The organism is Pseudomonas sp. CFBP 13602 (assembly GCF_014842725.1).
Lineage (GTDB): Bacteria > Pseudomonadota > Gammaproteobacteria > Pseudomonadales > Pseudomonadaceae > Aquipseudomonas > Aquipseudomonas baltica.
This window is the reverse complement of the sequence record NZ_JACYVT010000009.1, coordinates 19,036-42,284: the sequence shown is the minus strand read 5'-3', so window position 1 is coordinate 42,284 and position 23,249 is coordinate 19,036. Positions and strand designations below refer to the sequence as shown.

Annotated in this window: 20 protein-coding genes; 12 read left to right on the top strand and 8 right to left on the bottom strand. The window is 61.1% G+C overall.

Annotated elements, in window-relative coordinates:
- Window positions 1-74 precede the first annotated feature (74 nt).
- The 9 genes from IFU31_RS18510 (at window position 75) to IFU31_RS18470 (ending at window position 9,593) form a co-directional block, all read left to right on the top strand.
- A complete protein-coding gene (locus tag IFU31_RS18510; protein WP_192104089.1) occupies window positions 75-857 on the top strand; it encodes a transporter substrate-binding domain-containing protein in 783 nt (260 codons plus the stop codon).
- Window positions 858-926: 69 nt separating this feature from the next.
- Window positions 927-1,655 (top strand): ABC transporter permease, encoded by a 729-nt coding sequence (locus IFU31_RS18505; protein WP_192053784.1) that lies wholly within the window; start codon window positions 927-929, stop codon window positions 1,653-1,655.
- Window positions 1,652-2,362, top strand: coding sequence for an ABC transporter permease (locus IFU31_RS18500; RefSeq protein WP_122479262.1), 711 nt, complete (start codon window positions 1,652-1,654; stop codon window positions 2,360-2,362). The genes IFU31_RS18505 and IFU31_RS18500 overlap by 4 nt, the downstream gene beginning before the upstream one ends.
- A 9-nt stretch (window positions 2,363-2,371) precedes the next feature.
- A complete protein-coding gene (locus IFU31_RS18495) occupies window positions 2,372-3,487 on the top strand; it encodes a succinylglutamate desuccinylase/aspartoacylase family protein (RefSeq protein ID WP_192057561.1) in 1,116 nt (371 codons plus the stop codon).
- Between the two features lie 13 nt (window positions 3,488-3,500).
- Window positions 3,501-4,265, top strand: coding sequence for an ABC transporter ATP-binding protein (locus IFU31_RS18490; RefSeq protein ID WP_185793914.1), 765 nt, complete (start codon window positions 3,501-3,503; stop codon window positions 4,263-4,265).
- Between the two features lie 171 nt (window positions 4,266-4,436).
- Window positions 4,437-6,209 carry an N-acetylglutaminylglutamine amidotransferase gene (locus IFU31_RS18485; protein WP_192104087.1) on the top strand — a complete coding sequence of 591 codons (1,773 nt, stop codon included), beginning with the start codon at window positions 4,437-4,439 and terminating at the stop codon, window positions 6,207-6,209.
- A 3-nt stretch (window positions 6,210-6,212) separates the two neighbouring features.
- Window positions 6,213-7,955, top strand: a complete 1,743-nt coding sequence (gene ngg / locus IFU31_RS18480; RefSeq protein WP_192104085.1) for an N-acetylglutaminylglutamine synthetase — start codon at window positions 6,213-6,215, stop codon at window positions 7,953-7,955.
- A 107-nt stretch (window positions 7,956-8,062) separates the two neighbouring features.
- Window positions 8,063-9,253, top strand: coding sequence for an osmoprotectant NAGGN system M42 family peptidase (locus IFU31_RS18475; RefSeq protein WP_122479267.1), 1,191 nt, complete (start codon window positions 8,063-8,065; stop codon window positions 9,251-9,253).
- A 112-nt stretch (window positions 9,254-9,365) separates the two neighbouring features.
- On the top strand, window positions 9,366-9,593 hold the full coding sequence (locus IFU31_RS18470; protein ID WP_122479268.1) for a YheU family protein: 228 nt from the start codon (window positions 9,366-9,368) through the stop codon (window positions 9,591-9,593).
- A gap of 3 nt (window positions 9,594-9,596) precedes the next feature.
- On the opposite strand, the gene csrA is transcribed toward IFU31_RS18470, so the two are convergent.
- Both csrA and IFU31_RS18460 read right to left on the bottom strand, forming a co-directional pair.
- Window positions 9,597-9,794 carry a carbon storage regulator CsrA gene (gene csrA, locus IFU31_RS18465; RefSeq protein ID WP_192104083.1) on the bottom strand — a complete coding sequence of 66 codons (198 nt, stop codon included), beginning with the start codon at window positions 9,792-9,794 and terminating at the stop codon, window positions 9,597-9,599.
- Window positions 9,795-10,012: 218 nt separating this feature from the next.
- Window positions 10,013-10,345 carry a YnfA family protein gene (locus IFU31_RS18460; protein WP_185793917.1) on the bottom strand — a complete coding sequence of 111 codons (333 nt, stop codon included), beginning with the start codon at window positions 10,343-10,345 and terminating at the stop codon, window positions 10,013-10,015.
- 168 nt (window positions 10,346-10,513) lie between these two features.
- Here IFU31_RS18460 and IFU31_RS18455 point away from each other — a divergent pair, with 168 nt between their 5' ends.
- Window positions 10,514-10,672 carry a DUF3309 family protein gene (locus tag IFU31_RS18455; RefSeq protein ID WP_122479270.1) on the top strand — a complete coding sequence of 53 codons (159 nt, stop codon included), beginning with the start codon at window positions 10,514-10,516 and terminating at the stop codon, window positions 10,670-10,672.
- Between the two features lie 102 nt (window positions 10,673-10,774).
- Here the strand turns inward: IFU31_RS18455 and IFU31_RS18450 are convergent, their stop codons facing one another.
- The 5 genes from IFU31_RS18450 to IFU31_RS18430 form a co-directional block, all read right to left on the bottom strand.
- The gene (locus tag IFU31_RS18450) at window positions 10,775-12,433 is read right to left on the bottom strand and encodes a cation acetate symporter (protein ID WP_185793918.1); all 1,659 of its coding nucleotides are present in this window, start codon (window positions 12,431-12,433) and stop codon (window positions 10,775-10,777) included.
- Window positions 12,430-12,741, bottom strand: a complete 312-nt coding sequence (locus IFU31_RS18445; protein WP_122479272.1) for a DUF485 domain-containing protein — start codon at window positions 12,739-12,741, stop codon at window positions 12,430-12,432. Before IFU31_RS18445 ends, IFU31_RS18450 begins: the two co-directional genes overlap by 4 nt.
- 253 nt (window positions 12,742-12,994) lie before the next feature.
- A complete protein-coding gene (locus tag IFU31_RS18440) occupies window positions 12,995-13,849 on the bottom strand; it encodes a glycine betaine ABC transporter substrate-binding protein (protein ID WP_192104081.1) in 855 nt (284 codons plus the stop codon).
- Between the two features lie 154 nt (window positions 13,850-14,003).
- Window positions 14,004-14,783, bottom strand: coding sequence for an ABC transporter permease (locus IFU31_RS18435; RefSeq protein WP_122479274.1), 780 nt, complete (start codon window positions 14,781-14,783; stop codon window positions 14,004-14,006).
- The gene (locus IFU31_RS18430) at window positions 14,780-15,712 is read right to left on the bottom strand and encodes an ABC transporter ATP-binding protein (protein ID WP_122479275.1); all 933 of its coding nucleotides are present in this window, start codon (window positions 15,710-15,712) and stop codon (window positions 14,780-14,782) included. Before IFU31_RS18430 ends, IFU31_RS18435 begins: the two co-directional genes overlap by 4 nt.
- A 384-nt stretch (window positions 15,713-16,096) precedes the next feature.
- Here IFU31_RS18430 and IFU31_RS18425 point away from each other — a divergent pair, with 384 nt between their 5' ends.
- Window positions 16,097-18,544 carry an acyl-CoA dehydrogenase gene (locus tag IFU31_RS18425; protein ID WP_192104079.1) on the top strand — a complete coding sequence of 816 codons (2,448 nt, stop codon included), beginning with the start codon at window positions 16,097-16,099 and terminating at the stop codon, window positions 18,542-18,544.
- 72 nt (window positions 18,545-18,616) lie between these two features.
- Window positions 18,617-19,027, top strand: coding sequence for a PA2817 family protein (locus IFU31_RS18420; protein WP_192053770.1), 411 nt, complete (start codon window positions 18,617-18,619; stop codon window positions 19,025-19,027).
- Between the two features lie 77 nt (window positions 19,028-19,104).
- On the opposite strand, the gene IFU31_RS18415 is transcribed toward IFU31_RS18420, so the two are convergent.
- Window positions 19,105-23,211 carry a Tc toxin subunit A-related protein gene (locus tag IFU31_RS18415; protein WP_342345295.1) on the bottom strand — a complete coding sequence of 1,369 codons (4,107 nt, stop codon included), beginning with the start codon at window positions 23,209-23,211 and terminating at the stop codon, window positions 19,105-19,107.
- Window positions 23,212-23,249: the final 38 nt, after the last annotated feature.

The following is a 23,249-nucleotide window of genomic DNA, read 5'->3' as shown; positions in this document are numbered from 1 at the left end:
AAATGATGTCTGGCACTTGCCGGTAACGCACATCGCCCTCACCAACGCATTCAACTGGTTTTAAGGACTGCACGATGAAAAAAGCATTGCTGACCCTTTCTGCTCTGGCCCTGGCGTTTTCGGCCGGCAGCGCAATGGCCAAGGAATACAAGGAGTTGCGCTTCGGGGTCGATCCTTCCTACGCACCGTTCGAATCCAAGGCCGCCGACGGTAGCCTGGTGGGTTTCGACATCGATCTGGGCAATGCCATCTGCAAGGAACTGAAAGTGACCTGCAAGTGGGTCGAAAGCGATTTCGACGGCATGATTCCGGGGCTCAAGGCGAAGAAATTCGATGGCGTGATTTCCTCGATGACCGTCACCCCGGCGCGGGAGAAAGTCATCGACTTCTCCAACGAATTGTTCTCGGGCCCGACTTCGTTGGTGTTCAAGAAAGGTGCAGGCCTGAGCACCGACCTGGCGTCGCTCAAGGGCAAGACCGTCGGCTACGAGCAAGGCACCATCCAGGAAGCCTACGCCAAGGCCGTGCTCGACAAGGCTAGGGTGAAAACCCAGGCCTATCAGAATCAGGACCAAGTGTACGCCGACTTGATCTCGGGTCGTCTCGACGCATCCATCCAAGACATGCTGCAGGCCGAGCTGGGCTTCCTGAAGTCGCCACAGGGTGCTGGCTATGAAGTCAGCGAGGCTATCGACAGCGAGCTGTTGCCGGCCAAGACGGCCGTGGGTATCGCCAAAGGTAACAAGGAACTCAAGGCGTTCATCGATAAAGGTATCAAAGCGTTACATGATGATGGCACCTACAGCGAAATCCAGAAGAAACACTTCGGTGAGCTGAACCTGTACAGCGGTAAATAAACCCCCGCGATGACAGCGCCCATTCCTGCTCGGGGATGGGCGTTTTTTTGATCGGCAAAGGCCAGATTCATGTTCGATGACCTTTTGCAGTACCTCGGGTTGTCTGCGTTCAGCTTGAAGGGCTTCGGCCCGTTGCTGCTCGAGGGCACCTGGATGACCATCAAGCTTTCCCTGCTCTCGCTGCTGGTCAGCGTGGTGCTGGGCCTGCTCGGCGCCAGCGCCAAGCTGTCCGGCGCCGCGGCGCTGCGCGTGCCTGCGCAGCTCTACACCACCCTGATTCGCGGCGTACCCGACCTGGTGCTGATGCTGCTGATTTTCTACAGCCTGCAAACCTGGCTGACCGGTATTACCGAAGCGTTGGAATGGGACTACATCGAAATCGATCCTTTCGCCGCTGGGGTCATCACCCTGGGTTTCATCTACGGCGCCTATTTCACCGAGACCTTTCGCGGTGCCATGCTGGCAGTACCGCGCGGGCAACTCGAAGCGGCCACGGCCTATGGCCTCAAGCGCTCGCAGCGCTTTCGCTATGTCGTGTTTCCGCAGATGATGCGCTACGCCCTGCCCGGTATCGGCAATAACTGGATGGTCATGCTCAAGGCCACGGCGCTGGTGTCGATCATCGGCCTGGCCGATCTGGTCAAGGCCGCCCAGGACGCGGGCAAGAGCACTTATCAGTTGTTCTACTTCCTGGTGTTGGCCGCGCTCATCTACCTGTTGATCACCAGTGCCTCCAACATCGCCCTGCGCTGGCTTGAACGACGCTACAGCGCGGGCACCCGGGAGGCCCTGCGATGATCGAGCTTCTTCAAGAATACTGGCGACCGTTCCTCTACTCCGACGGGCAGAACATCACCGGCCTGGCGATGACCCTGTGGCTGCTCACTGCCGCCCTGGTGATCGGCTTCGTGTTCTCGGTGCCGCTGTCGATCGCACGGGTCTCGAATCGGCGCTGGGTACGCTGGCCAGTGCAGTTCTACACGTACCTGTTCCGCGGCACCCCGCTCTATATCCAGCTGCTGATCTGCTACACCGGCATCTACAGCCTGGAGGCGGTGCGTGGGCAGCCTCTGCTCAACGACTTCTTCCGCGACGCGATGAACTGCACGGTGCTGGCATTCGCGCTGAACACCTGCGCGTACACCACGGAAATCTTCGCCGGGGCCATCCGCAGCATGAACCACGGCGAGGTCGAGGCGGCCAAAGCCTACGGCCTCAGCGGTTGGAAGCTGTATGCCTACGTGATCATGCCGTCCGCCCTGCGCCGTTCGTTGCCCTACTACAGCAACGAAGTGATCCTCATGTTGCACTCGACCACGGTGGCGTTCACCGCCACCATCCCGGACATTCTCAAGGTCGCGCGTGACGCCAATTCGGCGACCTTCCTGACCTTCCAATCCTTCGGTATCGCCGCGCTGATCTACCTGACCGTCACCTTCGCTCTGGTTGGACTGTTTCGCCTGGCCGAACGCCGCTGGCTGGCCTTTCTCGGCCCGACGCACTAGGACCTGAACATGCAACACGACATTCATGAACTGCTGGCTCCGCTGCCGGGCACCGCGCGCCAGATACACAGCTTCAGCTACGGCCCGAGCGGTGCCGGCAAGGTCTATATCCAAGCCTCGCTGCATGCCGACGAGCTGCCGGGGATGCTCGTCGCCTGGCACCTGCGTCAGCGCCTGGCCGAACTGGAAAGCGCCGGGCAACTGCGCTGGCAGGTCGTGGTGGTGCCCATCGCCAACCCGGCCGGGCTCGACCAGATCGTCATGGACACCCCCATGGGCCGCTACGAGCTGGAGACCGGCGAGAACTTCAATCGCCGTTTCGTCGACCTGGCCGATCAGGTCGGGTGCGCCGTCGAGAGCCTGCTGGGTGAGGATGTGGCACGCAATACCGCGCTGATCCGCACGCATCTGCGCGATGGGCTGAACCGGCTGCAGCCCGCCACCGCCCTGCAGTCGCAGCGCCTGACCCTGCAGCGCCTGGCGTGCGACGCCGATATGGTGCTGGACCTGCACTGCGACTTCGAAGCCGTGCAGCATCTGTACACCACGCCCGAGGCCTGGCCGCAGGTAGAGCCGCTGGCGCGCTATCTGGGCGCCCAGGCCAGTCTGTTGGCTACCGATTCGGGCGGGCAGTCGTTCGACGAGTGCTTCAGCCTGTTGTGGTGGCAGCTGCAGCAACGTTTCGGCGAGCGCTTCCCGATCGCCATGGGCAGCTTTTCGGTCACTGTCGAATTGCGCGGCCAGGGCGACGTCAACCATCCGATGGCCAGCGGTGACTGCCAGGCCATCCTCGACTACCTGGCCAGCGTCGGTGCCATCGACCGCCAGCCGGCCGAGCTGCCGGCGTTGCTCGCCGCAGCAACGCCGCTTGCTGCCGTAGAACCGGTTACAGCGCCGGTGGGTGGGCTGCTGGTGTACAGCGCGATGCCCGGACAGTACCTGGAAGCCGACCAGTTGATCGCCGAGATCATCGATCCGCTGAGCAATACGGTTACCCCGGTGCGCAATCGTCAGCCTGGCCTGATGTACGCCCGCTCGCTGCGGCGCATGGCCACCGCTGGCATGCTGGTGGCCCATGTCGCGGGTACCCAGGCCTGCCGCAGCGGCTATCTACTTCAACCTTGAGGACGTGTTGCGCATGTACAAACTGACCATCGACGGCCTGCACAAGAGCTATGGCGACAACAAGGTGCTCAAGGGCGTCTCGCTCAAGGCCAGCACGGGTGACGTGATCAGCCTGATCGGCGCCAGCGGCTCGGGCAAGAGCACCTTTTTGCGCTGCATCAATTTTCTCGAGCAGCCCGACGACGGCGCCATGAGCCTGGATGGCAAGCCGATCCAGATGATCAGCGACCACGGCGGCATGCGGGTTGCCGACGCCGAAGAATTGCAGCGCCTGCGCACGCGCCTGGCCATGGTGTTCCAGCACTTCAACCTGTGGAGCCACATGACCGTGCTCGACAACATCACCATGGCGCCACGCCGGGTGCTGGGCATCGACAAGGACGAAGCGCGGGCCCGCGCGTTGCGCTACCTGGACAAGGTCGGCTTGCCTGAGCGGGTTGCCAGCCAGTATCCAGCGTTCCTCTCCGGCGGCCAGCAGCAACGCGTGGCCATCGCTCGCGCACTGGCCATGGAACCGGAGGTCATGCTGTTCGACGAACCTACCTCGGCGCTCGACCCGGAGCTGGTGGGTGAGGTGCTGAAGGTGATCAAGGGCCTGGCCGAGGAAGGCCGGACCATGATCATGGTCACCCACGAGATGAGCTTCGCCCGCGAAGTCTCGAGCCAGGTGCTGTTCCTGCATCAGGGGCTGGTCGAGGAAGAAGGCCCGCCCTCCCAGGTGCTGGCCAATCCGAAAAGCGAACGCCTCCGGCAGTTTCTCAGCGGTAATCTCAAGTAGCCTTCAAGCGCCGCCGACCTGTGGGAGCGGGTTCTACCCGCGAATGCGTCTTCGGACACTTCTCCTCCTTATAACCGATCGTTCTAAAACTCTCGCTACCCGCCTCGGTCAGTTTCATACCTGGCCGAACTTCACTCGGCCATTCCCCAACGGAAAAACCGGTAAGGACTTATGTGCGGATTAGCTGGTGAGTTGCGCTTCGACTTTCAACCTGCGGACCTTGCGGCCGTGGAACGCATTACCCATGAACTGGCCCCACGCGGGCCGGACGCCTGGGGTTTTCAGGCGCAAGGGCCGATTGCCCTGGGCCATCGCCGCCTGAAGATCATGGACCTGTCGGACGGCTCCGCGCAGCCGATGACCGACGCCCAGCTAGGCCTGAGCCTGGCGTTCAACGGTGCCATCTACAACTTTCCCGAATTGCGTAGCGAGCTGGAAGCGCTGGGCTACAGCTTCTATTCGGGCGGCGACACCGAGGTGTTGCTCAAGGGCTATCATGCCTGGGGCGAAAAACTGCTGCCCAAGCTCAACGGCATGTTCGCCTTTGCCATCTGGGAGCGCGACACGCAACGTCTGTTTATTGCCCGCGACCGTCTGGGCGTCAAGCCGTTGTACCTGTCGCGCACCGACAAGCGCCTGCGCTTCGCTTCGGCCCTGCCGGCGCTGCTCAAGGGTGGCGACATCAGCCCGATGCTCGACCCGGTGGCATTGAACCACTACCTGAACTTCCACGCCGTAGTGCCTGCGCCACGGACGTTGATCGCGGGCATCGAAAAGCTGCCGCCAGCGACGTGGATGCGCATCGATGCCAACGGCAAGACCGAACAGCAAACGTGGTGGACCTTGCCCTATGGACCGCATGCCGACGAAGCCAACCTGACCCTGGAAGACTGGCGCGACCGTGTGCTGGAAAGCACCCGCGAAGCGGTTGCCATTCGCCAGCGGGCCGCCGTGGATGTGGGCGTGCTGCTGTCCGGCGGCGTCGATTCGAGCATGCTGGTAGGTCTGTTGCGCGAAGTGGGCGTGAAGGATCTGTCGACCTTCTCCATCGGCTTTCAAGATGCCGGCGGCGAACGTGGCGACGAGTTCCAGTATTCCGACCTGATCGCCAAACACTACGGTACTCAGCACCACCAGCTGCGCATCGAGGAGCGAGAGATCATCGAGCAGCTGCCCGCCGCGTTCCGCGCGATGAGCGAGCCGATGGTCAGCCACGACTGCATCGCCTTCTACCTGCTCTCGCGGGAAGTTGCCAAGCATTGCAAGGTCGTACAGAGCGGCCAGGGCGCCGACGAACTGTTCGCAGGCTACCACTGGTACCCACAAGTGGACGGCGCCAGCGATCCGTACCAGGCCTATCGCGATGCGTTCTTCGACCGCAGCTACGACGACTACGCCGCAACCGTGGCACCCAAATGGCTGACCGCCAACGATGCTGCCGGTGACTTCGTGCGCGAGCACTTCGCCATGCCCGGCGCCGATGCAGCGGTGGACAAGGCCTTGCGCCTGGACAGCACAGTGATGCTGGTCGACGACCCGGTCAAACGCGTCGACAACATGACCATGGCCTGGGGCCTGGAAGCGCGCACGCCGTTCCTGGACTATCGACTGGTCGAACTTTCCGCGCGGGTTCCGGGCAAGTTCAAGCTGCCCGATGGTGGCAAGCAGGTGCTCAAGGAAGCGGCGCGGCTGGTGATTCCGAGCGAAGTCATCGACCGCAAGAAAGGCTATTTCCCGGTGCCTGGCCTCAAGCATCTCGAAGGCGACACACTCAACTGGGTGCGCGACCTGCTGTTGGACCCCAGCCAGGACCGCGGCCTGTTCAACCCGACCATGCTCGACCGTCTGCTGACCGATCCGCAAGGCCAGCTCACGCCGCTGCGCGGCTCCAAGCTCTGGCAGCTGGCGGCGTTGAACCTGTGGCTCAGCGAACAAGGACTCTGATCGATGAAAGCTCATGCCACGGCATTCAACCAGCGCTTGCAGCGCGGCCAGTCGCCGTCCTACGAGCGATTGCAGGCGCGGCTGGCCGAGGAAGGCCATAGCGACGACCTGCAACAACGACCGTTGCACTGCGGCTGGGGCCGCGTGCTGATCGGGCATACCTACCCCGACGCGGACGCCCTGGCTGCCGAGCTGCTCAACGAACAACCGGGTGAGCGCGACATCGCCCTGTATGTTGCCGCGCCGCAGCAGGTATTGGCCAAGGCGCCTCAACAACTGTTCCTCGATCCGTCCGATACCCTACGCCTATGGTTCAGCGATTATCGACCCGCGCAGCGGGTGTTTCGTGGGTTCCGTATTCGTCGGGCGCAGAGCGATGGCGATTGGCAGGCCATCAACCAGCTTTATCTCAAGCGCAAGATGCTGCCCATCGACCAGAGCCTGCTGACCCCACGACATCAGGGCGGACCGGTGTACTGGCTGGCCGAAGATGAAGACACCGGCCATGTGATCGGCAGTGTCATGGGCCTCAACCATGCCAAAGCCTTTCGTGATCCGGAAAAAGGCAGCAGCCTGTGGTGCCTGGCCGTCGACCCACGTTGCACACGTCCAGGTGTGGGCGAAGTGCTGGTGCGGCATCTGGTCGAGCACTTCATGAGCCGCGGCCTGGCCTACCTCGATCTGTCGGTGATGCACGACAACCGCCTGGCCAAGAACCTCTACGCCAAGCTGGGCTTTCGCAACCTGCCCACCTTCGCCATCAAGCGCAAGAACGGCATCAACCAGAAACTGTTCCTGGGCCCCGGTCCGCAGGCCGATTTCAACCCCTACGCGCGGATCATCGTCGACGAAGCGTTTCGCAGGGGCATCGATGTGCAGGTGGACGACGCCGAGGCTGGTCTGTTCACGCTGGCGCACGGTGGCCGGCGCATCCGTTGCCGCGAATCATTGTGCGACCTGACCAGCTCGGTGAGCATGACCCTGTGCCAGGACAAGAGCCTGACCCACAAGGTGCTCAGGGCCGCTGGCCTGAGCTTGCCGGCGCAGCAGCTGGCGGGCAGTGCCGACGACAACCAAGACTTCCTCGACGAACATGGCCGGGTGGTGGTCAAGCCGCTCGACGGTGAGCAAGGCAACGGTGTGGCCGTGGACCTGAGCACACTCGACGAGGTGCAGCAGGCCATCGAGCATGCTCGCCAGTTCGATAGCCGGGTCCTGCTCGAAAGCTTCCATGAAGGGGTGGACCTGCGCATCGTGGTCATCGGCTACGAAGTGGTTGCGGCAGCGATTCGCCGGCCGGCGCAGATCATTGGTGACGGGCACACCGACATCGGCACGCTGATCGATGTGCAGAGCCGCCGTCGCCAAGCGGCTACCGGCGGTGAAAGCCGGATTCCGCTGGACCAGGAAACCCTGCGCACGGTGCAGGCAGCCGGCTTCGACATGCACAGCATTCTGCCGAGCGGCCAGACGCTGACAGTGCGCAGAGCGGCCAACCTGCACACCGGCGGGCATCTGGAGGACGTCACGCAGACTCTCCACCCGGTACTGGCCGACGCAGCGGTGCGTGCCGCTCGCGCGCTGGACATACCGGTGGTGGGTCTGGACCTGTTGGTTCCGGCCGCCGACCAGCCGGAGTACGTGTTCATCGAAGCCAACGAGCGCGTGGGCCTGGCCAACCACGAACCGCAACCGACGGCAGAGCGCTTCGTCGATCTGCTGTTCCCGCACAGCGGCCCCAGGTAAAAGCCCGCATGGAGCCTGCCGCGGCGACCCGCACAGGCTCCGCGCTGAAACGCTACCGGGATCGTGAAGAAGCGGTCCCCATAACCCTATCCACCTCAGGAGTTTCCATGACAGCCAAAATTCCCGAACCGGATATCCAGTACTTGCAGAAAGTGCTGCTGGAAATGCTCGCCATTCCCAGCCCTACCGGGTTCACCGATACCATCGTGCGCTACGTCGCCGAACGTCTCGAAGAGCTGGGCATTCCCTTTGAAATGACACGCCGCGGTACCATTCGCGCGACTCTCAAGGGCAAGCAGAATTCACCGGACCGCGCTGTGTCTGCGCATCTGGACACCATTGGCGCCAGCGTACGGGCGGTGCAGGACAACGGTCGCCTGTCACTGGCGCCGGTGGGCTGCTGGTCGAGCCGCTTTGCCGAAGGCAGCCGTGTGAGCGTTTTCACCGACAGCGGCGTGATCCGCGGCAGCGTGCTGCCCCTGATGGCCTCCGGGCATGCGTTCAACACCGCCGTCGACCAGATGCCGGTGACCTGGGACCATGTCGAGTTGCGTCTGGATGCCTACTGCGCGACGCGTGCCGACTGCGAATCGCTGGGGGTGAACATCGGCGACTATGTGGCGTTCGATCCACTGCCCGAATTTACCGACAGCGGCCACATCAGTGCCCGCCATCTGGACGACAAGGCAGGTGTTGCCGCGCTGCTGGCATCGCTCAAGGCCATCGTCGAGAGCGACTACGAGCCTCTGATCGATTGCCATCCATTGTTCACCATCACCGAGGAAACCGGCTCTGGCGCAGCGGCGGCTCTGCCGTGGGACGTCAGTGAGTTCGTCGGCATCGACATCGCACCTGTCGCACCCGGCCAGCATTCGAGCGAGCACGCCGTGAGCGTGGCCATGATGGACTCCGGTGGCCCCTACGACTATCACCTGTCGCGGCATCTGTTGCGGCTCGCCGACGAGAACGAACTGCCGGTGCGGCGCGACCTGTTTCGCTATTACTTCAGCGACGCTCATTCGGCCGTCACGGCGGGCCACGATATTCGCACCGCGCTGCTGGCGTTCGGCTGCGACGCAACCCATGGCTATGAACGCACGCACATCGACAGCCTCAGCGCGCTGAGCCGCATTCTTACGGCCTACATGCTGAGCCCACCGGTGTTCGCCAGCGATGCGAAGCCGAACAACGGCTCGCTCGAGCGTTTCAGTCATCAGCTGGAGCACGACGCGCAGATGGAATCGGACACCCGCGTACCTGCGGTCGAAGACGTGCTGGGGCAGAAATCCAGCCATTGATCGGCCCGATCCAACCGGACCACCGCCGCCCCGCCCCTCGCCGCTGCCTGGCTTGGGGCCTCCGGCAGGCGCGGCACTGTTACAATGCCGGCCTACCCTGTGAGCGCCGAACATGCTGATTCCCTACGACCACCTCGAAGCCGACACCCTGACCCGCCTGATCGAAGATTTCGTGACCCGCGACGGAACCGACAACGGCGATGAAACACCTTTGCAGACGCGGGTCGAACGCGTGCGTCATGCACTGGCCAAGAAACAGGCGTTCATCGTTTTCGATCCGGAGAGCCAGCAGTGCACGCTGATGCTCAAGCACGACATAGCGCCCGAGCTGTTCGACTGAGCGTCACACCACCGGCACCTCCTTGGCATGCTTGCCGTGCTTCTCCTGGATTCGCCGATAGACCTCGGCACGGTGCACTTCCACGTCCCTGGGCGCCTGGATGCCGAAGCGCACGGTGTTGCCCCGCACGTCCAGCACCTTGATCCAGACGTCATCGCCGATCGAGATCAGCTCGCCTACATGTCGCGTCAATACCAGCATGGCTTTGTTCCCTCAAATGAATGCTTCTTGAGGGTGGACCCTGTTTTCGACCATCACAAGGCAAGCAGAGCAATACAGTTTAAGCCTACGAAAGTTAGTAAATTCCCTGTCAGATATTTCGCACTTGCAGCAGGCAAGCCGTCACTTAGTTGTACCGATCCATACACTTCAGGCTTTCTTTGTATGGATATTTACAATCTTGGCCACACTCGCCACTCCTAGCCCTGTTGCAGCTTCGGCCCCCACAGGATGATGCTCGCCCCCAGCACGCACAACGTTGCGCCGAGCCAGTCGAAGGTCTGCGGCCGAACTTTCTCGACCACCGCCAGCCACCCCAGCGAAGCAACGATGTAGATGCCACCGTAGGCTGCATACGCACGGCCGGCATAGGCGGCTTCCACGCGCGTGAGCAGCAGCGCGAAACAGGTCAGGCTCAGCACGCCCGCCAATGCCCACAGCGCGCTCTTGCCCATCCGCAGCCAGAGGTAGAAGGCATAGCAGCCAGCGATCTCGAAAAGGGCGGCCAGCAAAAACCACACATAATTGAGCACTCGAACTCTCCAGAGCCAATATCAGCCCGCGAGAATACGCCAGCCCAGACCCGGCTCGGAAACATTTTTAAATCTTTGGGACTTTTTACGGCAGGTCATAGTCCGAGCTATTAGGCGGACGAGTGCTACTGGCTCGCTGACGAATCATCTCATTGTCCAAATAAGGAAATCGCCATGGGCACCATACTGATCATCGTTCTGATTCTGCTGTTGATTGGCGGATTGCCAGTATTCCCGCACTCCAGAAGTTGGGGTTATGGCCCGTCGGGTATCATCGGTACTGTACTGGTCATCCTGCTGATCCTGGTATTGCTCGGCAAGATATAATCTTGCCGATGTGCAGCCTGCACCGGGCCGCACAGCAGAAATGAAAAAATCCGATGCCCTCGCGGGCATCGGATTTTTTTTGCTTGCAGCGTGGTGCAGGTATCAGTGGGAGACTGCCCCGCTGGAACCCAGACCGGTTTGCGAACGCACGAACTGCGGGTAGAACAGCGCACGCTCTTCGTCAGCGGCTGCCGACTTGTCGGTGATCGAGAAGAACCAGATACCGATGAAGGCGATGGCCATCGAGAACAGTGCTGGGTACTCGTAGGGATAGATCGGTTTGTCGTGATGCAGAATCTGCACCCAGATGGTGGGGCCGAGGATCATCAGCGTCACGGCGCTGATCAAGCCCATCCAGCCACCGATCATGGCGCCGCGAGTGGTCAGGTTCTTCCAGTACATCGAGAGCAGCAGGACCGGGAAGTTGCAGCTGGCCGCGATCGAGAACGCCAGGCCCACCATGAAGGCGATGTTCTGGCTTTCGAACGCGATACCCAGGCCGATCGCCAGGACACCGAGGCAGACGGTGGTGATCTTGGAAACGCGGATCTCGTCCTTGTCGTTGGTCTTGCCTTTCTTGATGACGCTGGCGTACAGGTCGTGGGACACCGCCGAAGCACCGGCCAGGGTCAGGCCGGCCACGACAGCCAGGATGGTGGCGAATGCCACGGCCGAGATGAAGCCCAGGAAAATGCTGCCACCGACCGCATCGGCAAGGTGCACCGCGGCCATGTTGTTACCACCGAGCAAGGCACCGGCAGCGTCCTTGAACGCCGGATTGGTGCTGACCAGCAGAATCGCGCCGAAGCCGATGATGAAGGTCAGGATGTAGAAGTAGCCGATGAAGCCCGTTGCGTAGAGCACCGACTTGCGGGCTTCCTTGGCATCGGAAACAGTGAAGAAGCGCATCAGGATGTGCGGCAGGCCAGCCGTACCGAACATCAGCGCCAGGCCCAGCGAGAAGGCCGAGATCGGATCCTTCACCAGCCCACCGGGGCTCATGATGGCTTCACCCTTGGCGTGCACCTTGATGGCTTCGGAGAACAGCACGTTGAAGTCGAAGTTGACGTGTTTCATCACCATCAGGGCCATGAAGGACGCACCGGACAGCAGCAATACCGCCTTGATGATCTGTACCCAGGTGGTCGCCAGCATGCCGCCGAACAGCACGTACAGGCACATCAGGATACCCACCAGAACCACGGCCACGGCGTAGTCGAGGCCGAACAGCAGCTGGATCAGCTTGCCGGCACCTACCATCTGCGCGATCAGGTAGAACGCCACCACCACCAGCGAACCACAGGCCGACAGGGTACGGATTTCTTTCTGCTTCAGGCGATAGGACGCCACGTCGGCAAAAGTGTACTTGCCCAGGTTGCGCAGACGCTCGGCGATCAGGAACAGGATGATCGGCCAGCCCACCAGGAAGCCGATGGAGTAGATCAGGCCATCGTAGCCGGAGGTGAACACCAGCGCGGAAATCCCCAGGAAGGACGCCGCCGACATGTAGTCGCCGGCAATTGCCAGGCCGTTCTGGAAACCGGTGATCTTGCCGCCGGCGGCGTAGTAGTCCGCGGCTGACTTGTTGCGCTTGGAGGCCCAGTAGGTGATGCACAGGGTGGCACCGACGAACAGCACGAACATGATGATCGCCGCCACGTTGAGCGGCTGCTTCTGCACCGCGCCGGTCAGTGCATCGGCCGCCATCACGCTTGGAGCCAGGGCGAATGCGCCCATTGTTGCCAATAGACGCCGCATCATTGCTTGGCCTCCTGCAGGATCAGGCGATTCAGGTCATCGAACTCGCCATTGGCGCGCTTGACATAGATACCGGTCAACACGAAGGCGGAGAGAATCAGGCCGACACCGATAGGAATGCCCCAGGTGATCGACGATTCAGGACTGATCTTCGCGCCCAGGATGTGCGGGCCGTAGGCAATCAAGAGGATGAAGGCCGAATACAGTCCAAGCATGATCGCCGAAAGTATCCAGGCAAACTTCTCCCTTTTTCTCACCAGCTCCTTGAAACGTGGGCTGTTTTGAATCGAGAGGTAAATGCTGTCGTTCATTGTTTTTGTCCTCGCAGCATAGATGGATAGAACGTATTCCACTTTAGGCTGCTCTGGAGCGCACTCCAGACGACCTTAGTAGTAGATCGGAGCCTGAAAATGAAAAAAGGTCGCCCTGAGGCGACCTTTCATGGTTCAACGTAGGAGCGGTCAGTGACCGCGAAGGCTGCACCGCGGTTGACCAGATATAACGCAGTGCCTGGTTCGCGGCCGATGACCGCTCCTACAGGCGGCCCTTTTGGGGGTTACTCGGTTACTTGGCTACCCACTCGGCGACGCGGTCAGGGTGCTTGTCCACCCAGGCCTTGGCGGCGGCATCAGGCTTGGCACCGTCCTGGATGGCCAGCATGACTTCGCCGATTTCGTCCTTGGACGACCACTGGAACTTCTTCAGGAAGGCAGCCACTTCCGGCGCCTTCTTGTCCAGGCCCTTGCTGCCGATGCTGTTGACGGTTTCCGCAGCGCCGTACACGCCTTTAGGGTCTTCGAGGAAGCGCAGTTTCCACTTGGCGAACATCCAGTGCGGCACCCAACCGGTCACGGCAATGGATTCGTTGGCCTTCTCGGCACGGGTCAGCTCCGAAATCATGCCGGCGCCGGAGCTGGACTGAAGCTTGTAGGTGGACAGGCCGTAGTCCTTGATCGCCTGATCGGTCTTGAGCATCACACCCGAGCCCGCGTCGATGCCCACGATGCGATTCTTGAAGGTCTCGTCGGTCTTGAGGTCGTCGATGGTCTTGGCCTTGACGTATTCAGGCACGATCAGGCCGATCTTGGCGTCCTTGAAGTTGGGGCCGTAGTCGACCACCTTGTCCTTGTTCTTGGCCCAGTACTCGCCGTGGGTCACCGGCAGCCAGGCAGAAAGCATCGCGTCGAGTTTGCCGGTGGCCACGCCCTGCCACATGATCCCGGTGGCCACTGCCTGCAGCTTCACGTCATAGCCCAGCTTCTGCTTGATGACTTCGGCGGCGACATGGGTGGTGGCAACGCTGTCCGACCATCCGTCGACGTAGCCGATGGTGACTTCCTTGGCGGCAGCGCTGGCCCAGCTACATCCCATGGCCAGAACCAGAGCAGCACTGGCTCCGAGAACTTTCTTCATGTTCATTCTGCTTCCCCGATAAGGCTGCGCGCGACGAATGCCGCACGGCATATGTTGGCGTCCTGATCATCGACTTCGCGCGCCGATGATCATGCTCCACCTACGACCTTGAACCGTCGAGAAACGACATGGCCGGGCCTTGCGGTCCGGCCGGGGGAACTCAGCTGCGCATGCCGCGGCCGCTGACCAGCAACTTCACGCAGGCGAAGTACAGCACCACCGTGGCCACCAGCATGAATGCCACCGCCACGCCGATACTGATATCCGACACGCCGAGGATGCCGTAGCGGAAGGCATTGACCATGTGCAGCACCGGATTGGCCAGGGACACGGTCTGCCAGAACGGCGGCAGCAGGCTGATCGAATAGAACACCCCACCCAGGTAGGTCAAGGGAGTGAGGACGAAGGTCGGCACGATGGAGATGTCGTCGAAGTTGCGCGCGAACACCGCGTTGACGAAGCCCAGCATGGAAAAGATCGTGGCGGTCAGCAGCACCACCAGCACCGTGATGCCCAGGTGATGCACCTGCAGATCGGTGAAGAACAACGACAGTGCGGTGACGATGATCCCGACCATCAAGCCGCGCAACACCCCACCCGCGACATAGCCGATCAGAATGGTGTGCGGCGACAGTGGCGAAACCATCAGCTCTTCGATGGAGCGCTGGAACTTGGCGCCGAAGAAACTCGAGACCACGTTGCCGTAGGAGTTGGTGATCACCGACATCATGATCAGCCCCGGCACGATGTACTCCATGTAGCTGAAGCCACCCATGCCACCGATCTGCTTGCCGATCAGGTTACCGAAGATGACGAAGTACAGCACCATGGTGATGGCTGGCGGCAGCAGGGTCTGCGGCCAGATCCGCGTGAAGCGCCGCACTTCGCGGTAGACGATGGTGTTGAGAGCGACCACATTGGCCTGGAATTCGGAACTCATACCGCAACCTTCCTCAGATTCTTCTCCACCAGAGACACGAACAACTCCTCCAGGCGATTGGTCTTGTTGCGCAGGCTCAACACCGGAATGTTCAACAGCGCCAACTGGCCGAACAGCGAGGTGATGCCGATCTCCTTGTCGACCTGCACTTCCAGCGTCTGCGGATTGACCAGCGTGCAGGGGTAGCCTTGCAGCTGCGGCGCCGCGTTGAGCGGCTGGCCCAGATCGAGCAGAAAGGTCTCCACGTGCAGGGTGCCGAGCAGTTCACGCATGCTGGTGTTCTGGACGATGGTGCCGTGGTCGATGATGCCGATGTTGCGGCACAGCTGCTCGGCCTCTTCCAGGTAATGGGTAGTGAGGATGATGGTGATGCCTTTTTCGTTCAGCTCGGTGAGGAAGCCCCACATCGAACGCCGCAGTTCGATGTCGACGCCGGCGGTGGGCTCATCGAGAATCAGCAGGCGCGGCTCGTGGATCAGCGCCCGTGCGATCATCAAGCGCCGCTTCATGCCGCCCGACAGCGACCGCGACGGCGTATCGCGCTTGTCCCACAGCCCCAGCTGGGTCAGGTACTGTTCGGCACGCTGCTTGGCGACCTTGGCCGGAATCCCGTAGTAGCCGGCCTGGGTCACGACGATGTCGAAGGTCTTTTCGAACTGGTTGAAGTTGAACTCCTGAGGCACCACGCCAATGCTGCGCTTGAGCGCTGCCGGCTGGCGGTCCAGGTCGTTGCCGAAGATGTTGACCGTGCCGCTGGTCTTGTTGACCAGGGTGGAAAGAATACCGATGGTGGTCGATTTGCCTGCGCCGTTGGGGCCCAGCAGTGCGAAGAAGTCGCCTTCCGCTACGTCGAGGTCGATGCCGCTGAGGGCCTGAAACCCGTTGCCGTAGGTCTTGGTCAACTGTCGAATGGACAGAGCAGAACTCATAAGGGGTCTATACGCCGTGTTGAGAGTGGTGATGAAGTAAGGGCGACTGCGATGATTTGCAACCAGATGTGTAACAGCTGACTCCATGATGGGCGCGGTGACCGCCCCCGTAAAGTGACTGTTGTCGATAGTGCACATCAGTCCCACGCGTGCCGCGAGCGCCCATGCAGATAGGGCCACAGCGGCCAGCGAACGTTCCGGGCAACTGCCTGCGGCCTTCTGCGCCGCGAACTCCCCTACCCTGCAACGGTCACTATCCAGGCAAGTACCGGATCTGTCCCACACCGAAGCTTACGTGCCTGGCCACCGTTTTCCCGTCTGCCGCCCCGTGTCGACGGCAACTGCAGGTGGTTCGTCCCGCCTGGCTTACACGGAGAAAACACTATGTTGTTGTTGTGGATCGTCGCCCTCGTGGTCGGCATCGCCTGGCTGGCTCATCGGCGCATTGCCGCCCTGCCCGCCATGGGTATCGTCGCCGTGTTTCTGGTGATCATGGGCGCGGCCAGTCACGCGCCTGGATGGTTGCTGACGCTGCTCTGGCTGTTGCTGATTGCCAGCGCGCTGCCATTGCTGCTGCCAGAGCTGCGCCGCAAGCATTTCAGCGCGCCCTTGTTTCGCTGGTTCAAGAAGACCCTGCCGCCGATGTCCGACACCGAGCGCGATGCGATCGACGCCGGCACGGTCTGGTGGGATGGCGAACTGTTCAGCGGCCGGCCCGACTGGAACACCTTGCTGGCCTACCCCAAGGTGCAGTTGAGCGCAGAAGAGCAAGCATTCATCGACGGCCCGACCGAGGAGCTCTGCGCCATGGTCAGCGACTGGCAGATCGGTCAGGACATGGACCTGCCGCCGGCCGCCTGGACCCACATCAAAGAGCATGGCTTTTTCGCCCTGATCATTCCAAAGGAATATGGCGGCAAGGGCTTTTCGGCCTACGCCCACTCCCAAGTGGCGATGAAGCTGGCCACTCGCAGCGGCGACCTTGCGTCTACCGTCATGGTGCCGAACTCGCTCGGCCCCGCTGAACTGCTGCTGCACTACGGCACCGACGAGCAGCGCAATCACTACCTGCCTCGCCTGGCACGCGGCGACGACATCCCTTGCTTCGCGCTGACCGGCCCCTTGGCAGGCTCGGATGCGGGCGCGATGCCCGACGTCGGTGTCATCTGCAAAGGCCAGTGGCAGGGTGAAGAAGTCATCGGCATCCGCCTGACCTGGGAAAAGCGTTACATCACCCTGGGTCCGATCGCCACCCTGCTTGGCCTGGCCTTCAAGGCCCACGACCCCGAGCACTTGCTGGGTGACAAGGAAAACCTGGGCATCAGCCTGGCGCTGATTCCGACCGACACACCGGGTGTGGAAATCGGTCGTCGCCACTTGCCACTCGGCGCTGCTTTCATGAACGGGCCGAATTCGGGCAAGGACGTGTTCATCCCCCTCGACTACCTCATCGGCGGCCAGCCGATGCTGGGCAAGGGCTGGATGATGCTGATGAATTGCCTGTCGGTGGGTCGTTCGATCTCCTTGCCGGCAGTCGGCACCGGTGCCGCCAAGTACACCAGCCTGGTCACAGGCCAATACGCGCAGATTCGCGAGCAGTTCAACGTCCCGCTGGCGGCCTTCGAAGGGATCCAGGAATCCCTGGCCAGGATTGGTGGCAACGCCTGGTTGATGGACAGCGCCCGCATGCTGACCGCCAATGCGGTGGACCTGGGGGAGAAACCCTCGGTGCTTTCGGCCATTCTCAAGTACCACCTGACCGAACGCGGCCGCGATTGCATCACCCATGCCATGGATGTCCACGGTGGCAAGGGCATCATCATGGGCCCCAACAACTACCTGGGTCGCAACTGGCAGGGTGCACCGATCTTCATCACCGTGGAGGGCGCGAACATTCTGTCGCGCAACCTGATGATCTTCGGCCAGGGTGCCATCCGCTGCCATCCGTTCGTGCTCAAGGAAATGGCCCTGGCTGGCCGCGCAGACCAGGCTCAGGCACTGCTGGAATTCGATGCGCTGCTGCTCAAGCACATCGGCTTCGCCGTCGGCAACGCGGCCAGTACCTTTGTCTTGAACCTGGGCCTGGGCCACTTCGAACAGGCGCCGGGTGACCGTCTTGCCCAAGGCTATTTCCGCGCCCTGAACCGGCAGGCAGCTGCCTTCGCCCTGCTGGCGGACCTGAGCATGATGCTGCTCGGTGGCGAGCTGAAGCGTCGCGAGCGGCTGTCGGCGCGTCTGGGCGATGTGCTCAGCTACCTGTACCTGAGTTCTGCAGCGCTCAAGCGCTATCACGACCAGAACTCGCCCGAGCATCTGCGGCCGCTGTTGTGCTGGGCCATGGAAGAAAGCCTGGGCCAGGCCGAGCACGCGCTGGATGCCATCTTGAAGAACTTCCCCAACAAGGCGCTCGGGTATCTGCTGCGTGGCGTAGTCTTCCCGTTCGGTCGGCGACACACCGGGCCTTCCGACAAGCTGGAAGCCGAAGTGGCGGCCATCACCGGTCGCCACAAAGGCGACCCGGCGCTGGAAGAACTGCTGGCCGGCTGCTACCGCCCACAGGGCGCGGACGATCCGGTCGGCGCGCTGCAAGTGGCGTTCGACCTGCTGCGCGACAGCCAGCCGCTGCACAGGAAACTGCAACAGGCCTACAAGGCACGGCAATTCAGCGCTACACCCGGCCAGTCGCTGATCGATGCAGCCCTGCACGCCGGCGTGCTGCAACCCGCCGAGGCGCAGACCCTGCAACAGGCAGAAGCTGCACGGCGCAAGGTGATCGACGTCGACGACTTCAGCAAGGAAGAGCTGCTGCCCACTGCGGACAAGGTCCGCTGAGGATCAGCGAAAAGACAGCGGGCGCGTGGAGCTTTATACTCCCGCGCCCGTTTCGCTCAAGAGGACCCCACCATGGCCATTAACCATCTCGAATACCACCTTGTCCTGCTCGACCATCTGCGCAGCATCCTCGTGGCTCTGGGCGAGGCGGAGCAGGTCCCTGAGGAAAGCCACGCGCTGTTTCTCGAGCGCTTCGATGAGCTGCGCGCGCAACTGCCGGTCGACCCGGTGGAAAGCCAGTACCTGGGCCAGGACATCATGTGCCAGGTGATCACCCGCTACCCGCAGGTCGCCCACCTGGTGCCGCGCGACCTGCTGTGGTTCTTCGCCGGCGACTGCCTGCACTACATGCCCGACGAAGAAATCGCGCTGTACCAGGCGCTGGAAGAGCGCCGTTTCGAAGCCGAGGAGAACGACGAACCCTTCGACTGGAATCAGGAGAAGCAATTGATGGCGATGTCTGGGCAGGAAGCTCGCCACTGACTGGACGCCGGATGCATAACGACAAAGGGGTCGCTCATCGAGCGACCCCTTTGTCGTTTCAGCCAGGTGGGATCAGATCACATCTGCTCCAGCAGACCCTCCACTTGACTGGCGAACCCTGGCCCACCATCCACTGCGGTGTAGCGCAGGTTGACGATGATGTCAGTCAAGGTATCGAGCATTGCGCTTTGAGGCGCACGATCGTGGCGAGGGAATTTCAATTGCCAGCTGGAAACCGCGCCAGTTCCCTCGAACGGCAGGTAGCGCTCGTCGTTGAAGTCGAGCATGAACAGGCCGTGATCGTCCATGCCAGAGGACAGGGCGATGCTTTGGCTGGCACGGGGGTTGAACAGGATATGCTGGGTGTTCGCATCCGGCAGGCCGTACAGCGAATTCATCGCCCGCAGGTCGGCCTTGGTCACGGTTTTGCTGGACACTTGGGTCAACACGCCATGGATCTGCTGATAGGGCCCGACCACAACCGGCAGTGATACCGAGACGCTGACCAACTGCCGCAGGTAATGCCCCGGGTAATCGCCGTCGAACAACGAGCAGTGAAGGTCGAACGTCAGTTCCCCGCGCTCCTTGAGCTGGGTCAGCGCCATCTCCCAGCGCTCTTCGCTGCCTATCTTCTCGAACAGAGACTTGAGGGAAACGGTCTTGGTCAGCTCCAGACGCCGTTCATTGCGTTTCAGGTAGGCCGCCTCCATGCGCAGCAGTTGCAGCTTCAGCGCGTCGCCGGCGGTGAGGCCGAAGTAGTTTTCGAACCACACGTTGGGCTGGATGAATCGAGTCTGGAAATCACCCAGCTCATACTGCCAGCAGGCTTCCAGATTCAGGCTCAACGCGACAACCGCATCGTACGCCTGGAAGTAAAAGGTCGACAGCTGACTGAGCAGCCATTGGTACAGGCCGGCATTGGTGCTGCGGGTTTTCAGAAATGCATAGTAGTCCTGCGACTGCTGTTCGCTGCGTACGGCATGGGCCAGTTGCTCACGAGCGGATTCTATCTGCAGCTTCTGGGTATTGATCTGCTTGTCCACCGCCGACAGCTCGGCCGACGCCTGGTCGCGCTGAAACTCCCACTCGACCAGGCGACGCCGGTATTGCTCGTTGATGGAAAGCATCTCGCCATTGATACGCATGGAATCGGCTGCCATTCCGGCAACCACGGCCACAGCCTGGACGGCCGAACCGGCACGGGTGTGTCCACCGCCCACAGCCGTGACGATCACCGAGCCCATGTTCACCGCGCCGGCGACACGTTCCAGGGCCTGAGTGCCTGCGCTGGCGATGGCGGACTTCAAGTTCAGGTCCTTGGCCCGCTCCTCTGCCGACGAAACGTTCTCTTCGGCCAGCTTTGAGTAGTAGTCGAAGCGCTGCTTGATGACCTGGCGACTGCTGGTCAATGCCACCAGACCTGCGTCAGCTTGGTCGATCGCCAATTCCTGCAGCTTGATCCCGAACTGCGACAGCTCCAGGACGTGGGACTGTTGCAGTTCTTCCTGCTCGGCACGATCCTTGAGCTCACGGTAAGTGCGTACCTGCTCGCCGAAACGAATCAGGGTCTCCACCGCATTCTGCACCCGCGGCAGCAGCGCGCGGAAGCGATACGGCGGAATCGGCGCCATGCCACCGACACTGCGCTGTACCAGCCCACTGGCGCTGTTCTGCGCGCGCAGCAGCATTTTCGGGTCCACCGGCGGAGCATAGAGCGGCAACAGCAGCGGCTTGCCGTCGATGGTCAGATTGTTGCGCAGGTTCTCGAGTCGCCGCGCAATGTCGTCCCAGATATCCAGCAGCTGGGTGTTGACCGGCAGGCGGAAACGTTCGGAGTCGAGCAGTTCGAACCACGGCCGATCCTCGCCCTGTATGGCGGGTAGCGAGCGTGCGCTCAGTGGATGTTCGTAGCGTGCGAACGTTTGCCCGTTCATTTCAGCAGCCACGCCCAGGCTGACAGGTTCCCAGCGACCGACCATCCGGTTGTCCGGTTTGTTACCCATCAACGAGAGCGCACGCACGTACATCAACTTCGCCTCGTTCAAACTGTCGCGGGTCAGGCGACGGTACAGGGAATCGCCATAGGCCATGAGGTTGCGCACATACAAGGTAAAGATCGCCTTGCGGTAGTGCTCTGGATGTGAATAGCAGATCGCGTCGGGATCGGTGATACCGACCACTTCATAGTCACCACTGCTGGCCTCCTCTAGAGGGCGCACCGACCAGTACAAGGGGCTGGGCGGCTGGGTGGGCTTGATCTTGGCTTGCGGGTTGAAGATGTAGTGGAGCCACTCTTCGGCACCGAAGAAATCGAACTCGTTGTGCAGACGTTGGGCGACCGCATGGGGCACATGGAAAAACAGCTCCCAGAAATATCGTCCGTTGGCGCCATGGAAGTCCATGTAGCTCACCGCAGTGCTACCCGGAAGCGGCGGTTCCTGCATATGCTGGGTGGACCAGTTGAGTACGGCATCTACCGACACGTTTGCCTTGGCAACCAGGTCTCGGGCAAACAGCGTATTGAGGCGGACGTATTGCAGTCCAGTCAGCCGCAGCGCGGTCAAGTCGAGAAACTGCCCTCCAGTCGCCTCGTGACGCAGTTTGGGACGAGCCTCGGGCAAGGCATTGAGCGTGACCACATAATGATCCCGCGAAGGTGTGCTCGCCACGTCGCCAAAGCTGATGTCGATCGTGGACGGAATGTCCCCAGGTTGTGCGCCAAACACAAACATGACATCCGGCGTCCAGGCATTGCCGTTCAGGGCGATGTCGCGGAACTCTGCCCCCGCCTTTTGCACCCCGCTGACATAACAGCTCAAAATTAAATGGGCGTTATGCGGGCGTTCTGTCGTGGCGTTGATGAAGGCTTTAGTGACTTGACCACGAACGCGCAGGCAGTAGCGCCCTTCTTTATCGATGCAGAACCACGTCACCAACCGCATCCACCCACTCAAAGCGCCAACTTTATGATAAGCCTCTTCATAGCCTTGAGTCACTGCAGGGTGGGTCCAGCGGTCGCTGGCCAGCGGATGTTGCAACGAATTATCTGCGTTGGAGAAATGCTGCAAGGCATTGAGCATTTTTCCCAGATAACCGCTGACGCCAGTGTGGTTCACGACATCGTGAAACAGCACATTGAACCGCGCATCGAAAATCAATCCTTCATAATCAGGCTGGTCTGCATCGGTCACGCCATATGCAAAGACAATTTTCTTGTCGTCTGGATCGGCCTCGCTGACAAAGGCCACGAAATAGTCGGCGTCTGGATCGTATTTACGCTTATCCATGAGCACCGTGACCATGGCTGGCGACCAACTGCCATCAATCATTTGGTAGGCAACGTTCAGACTGTAACTTGGCACGGACTCGTGGGTACCTACCACGTCGTCGCCGTCGGGGCGTTCGCGCATCTTTTCTTGCTGGCTGATCCACGCGACATACAAACGACCGTCCAGTAGTAGCGGCCTGATGTGCAGGATCTCGCTTCCCGAAGGGATGTTTACCGGCAACCACTCGCTCCAGGCAGTGGGGCTCAGGTAATCGTCACCTTCGGCCTGGCCGGTGGCCTCGCCAAAACGTACCTGGGCCTTGCGCCAGAAATACTGATAGGGCTCGACGTTCTGCCGCCCCAGAAAGTAGTAATCGGCATTACGAAAGTCCACGCCATCAATATAGCCGGCCACCACGTTCAGATTGCTCAAGTGTTCGAACTTGTTCAAGTAGTGCCGCAATGCGTGCTGCACGGAATCTTTGGACGGACGACTCTGATTGATGTCGTTGGTTAATTCCGTGAATGCCTGCGTCTGATTGAGACGTAGTGTGGGTTCGATGTAGTTCTCGGGGTAATCCTGCAACATCTGATTACCCGCCCAGATAGCGTACTCACTCTTGCTTTCGCGCCAGAGTTGCTGCGCCTGCTTGTCGAAAATTCCACGATAGCCAGGCTCCATCCCATTGTAGATGGCATGAATGTATTGCTGAAGACTGGCCATGCCCATGGCGATACGGCTGGTATCGACAGGGGCATTGACCTGGTTGTCGATAAGCAGGTATTCGTACAAGTCCTCAGGGGTTTCCAGACGGCGAGCGCCGGGCACGGGGTGTTCCGGAACTATTTGGCCTAGGTAATAGGCGACCAGTGCGTCGCGGTGTGCGGAAAATAGAGCAGCAGTGAACTCGGTCACGATAATATCTCGATAATAAGGGCAATACAATTGATCAA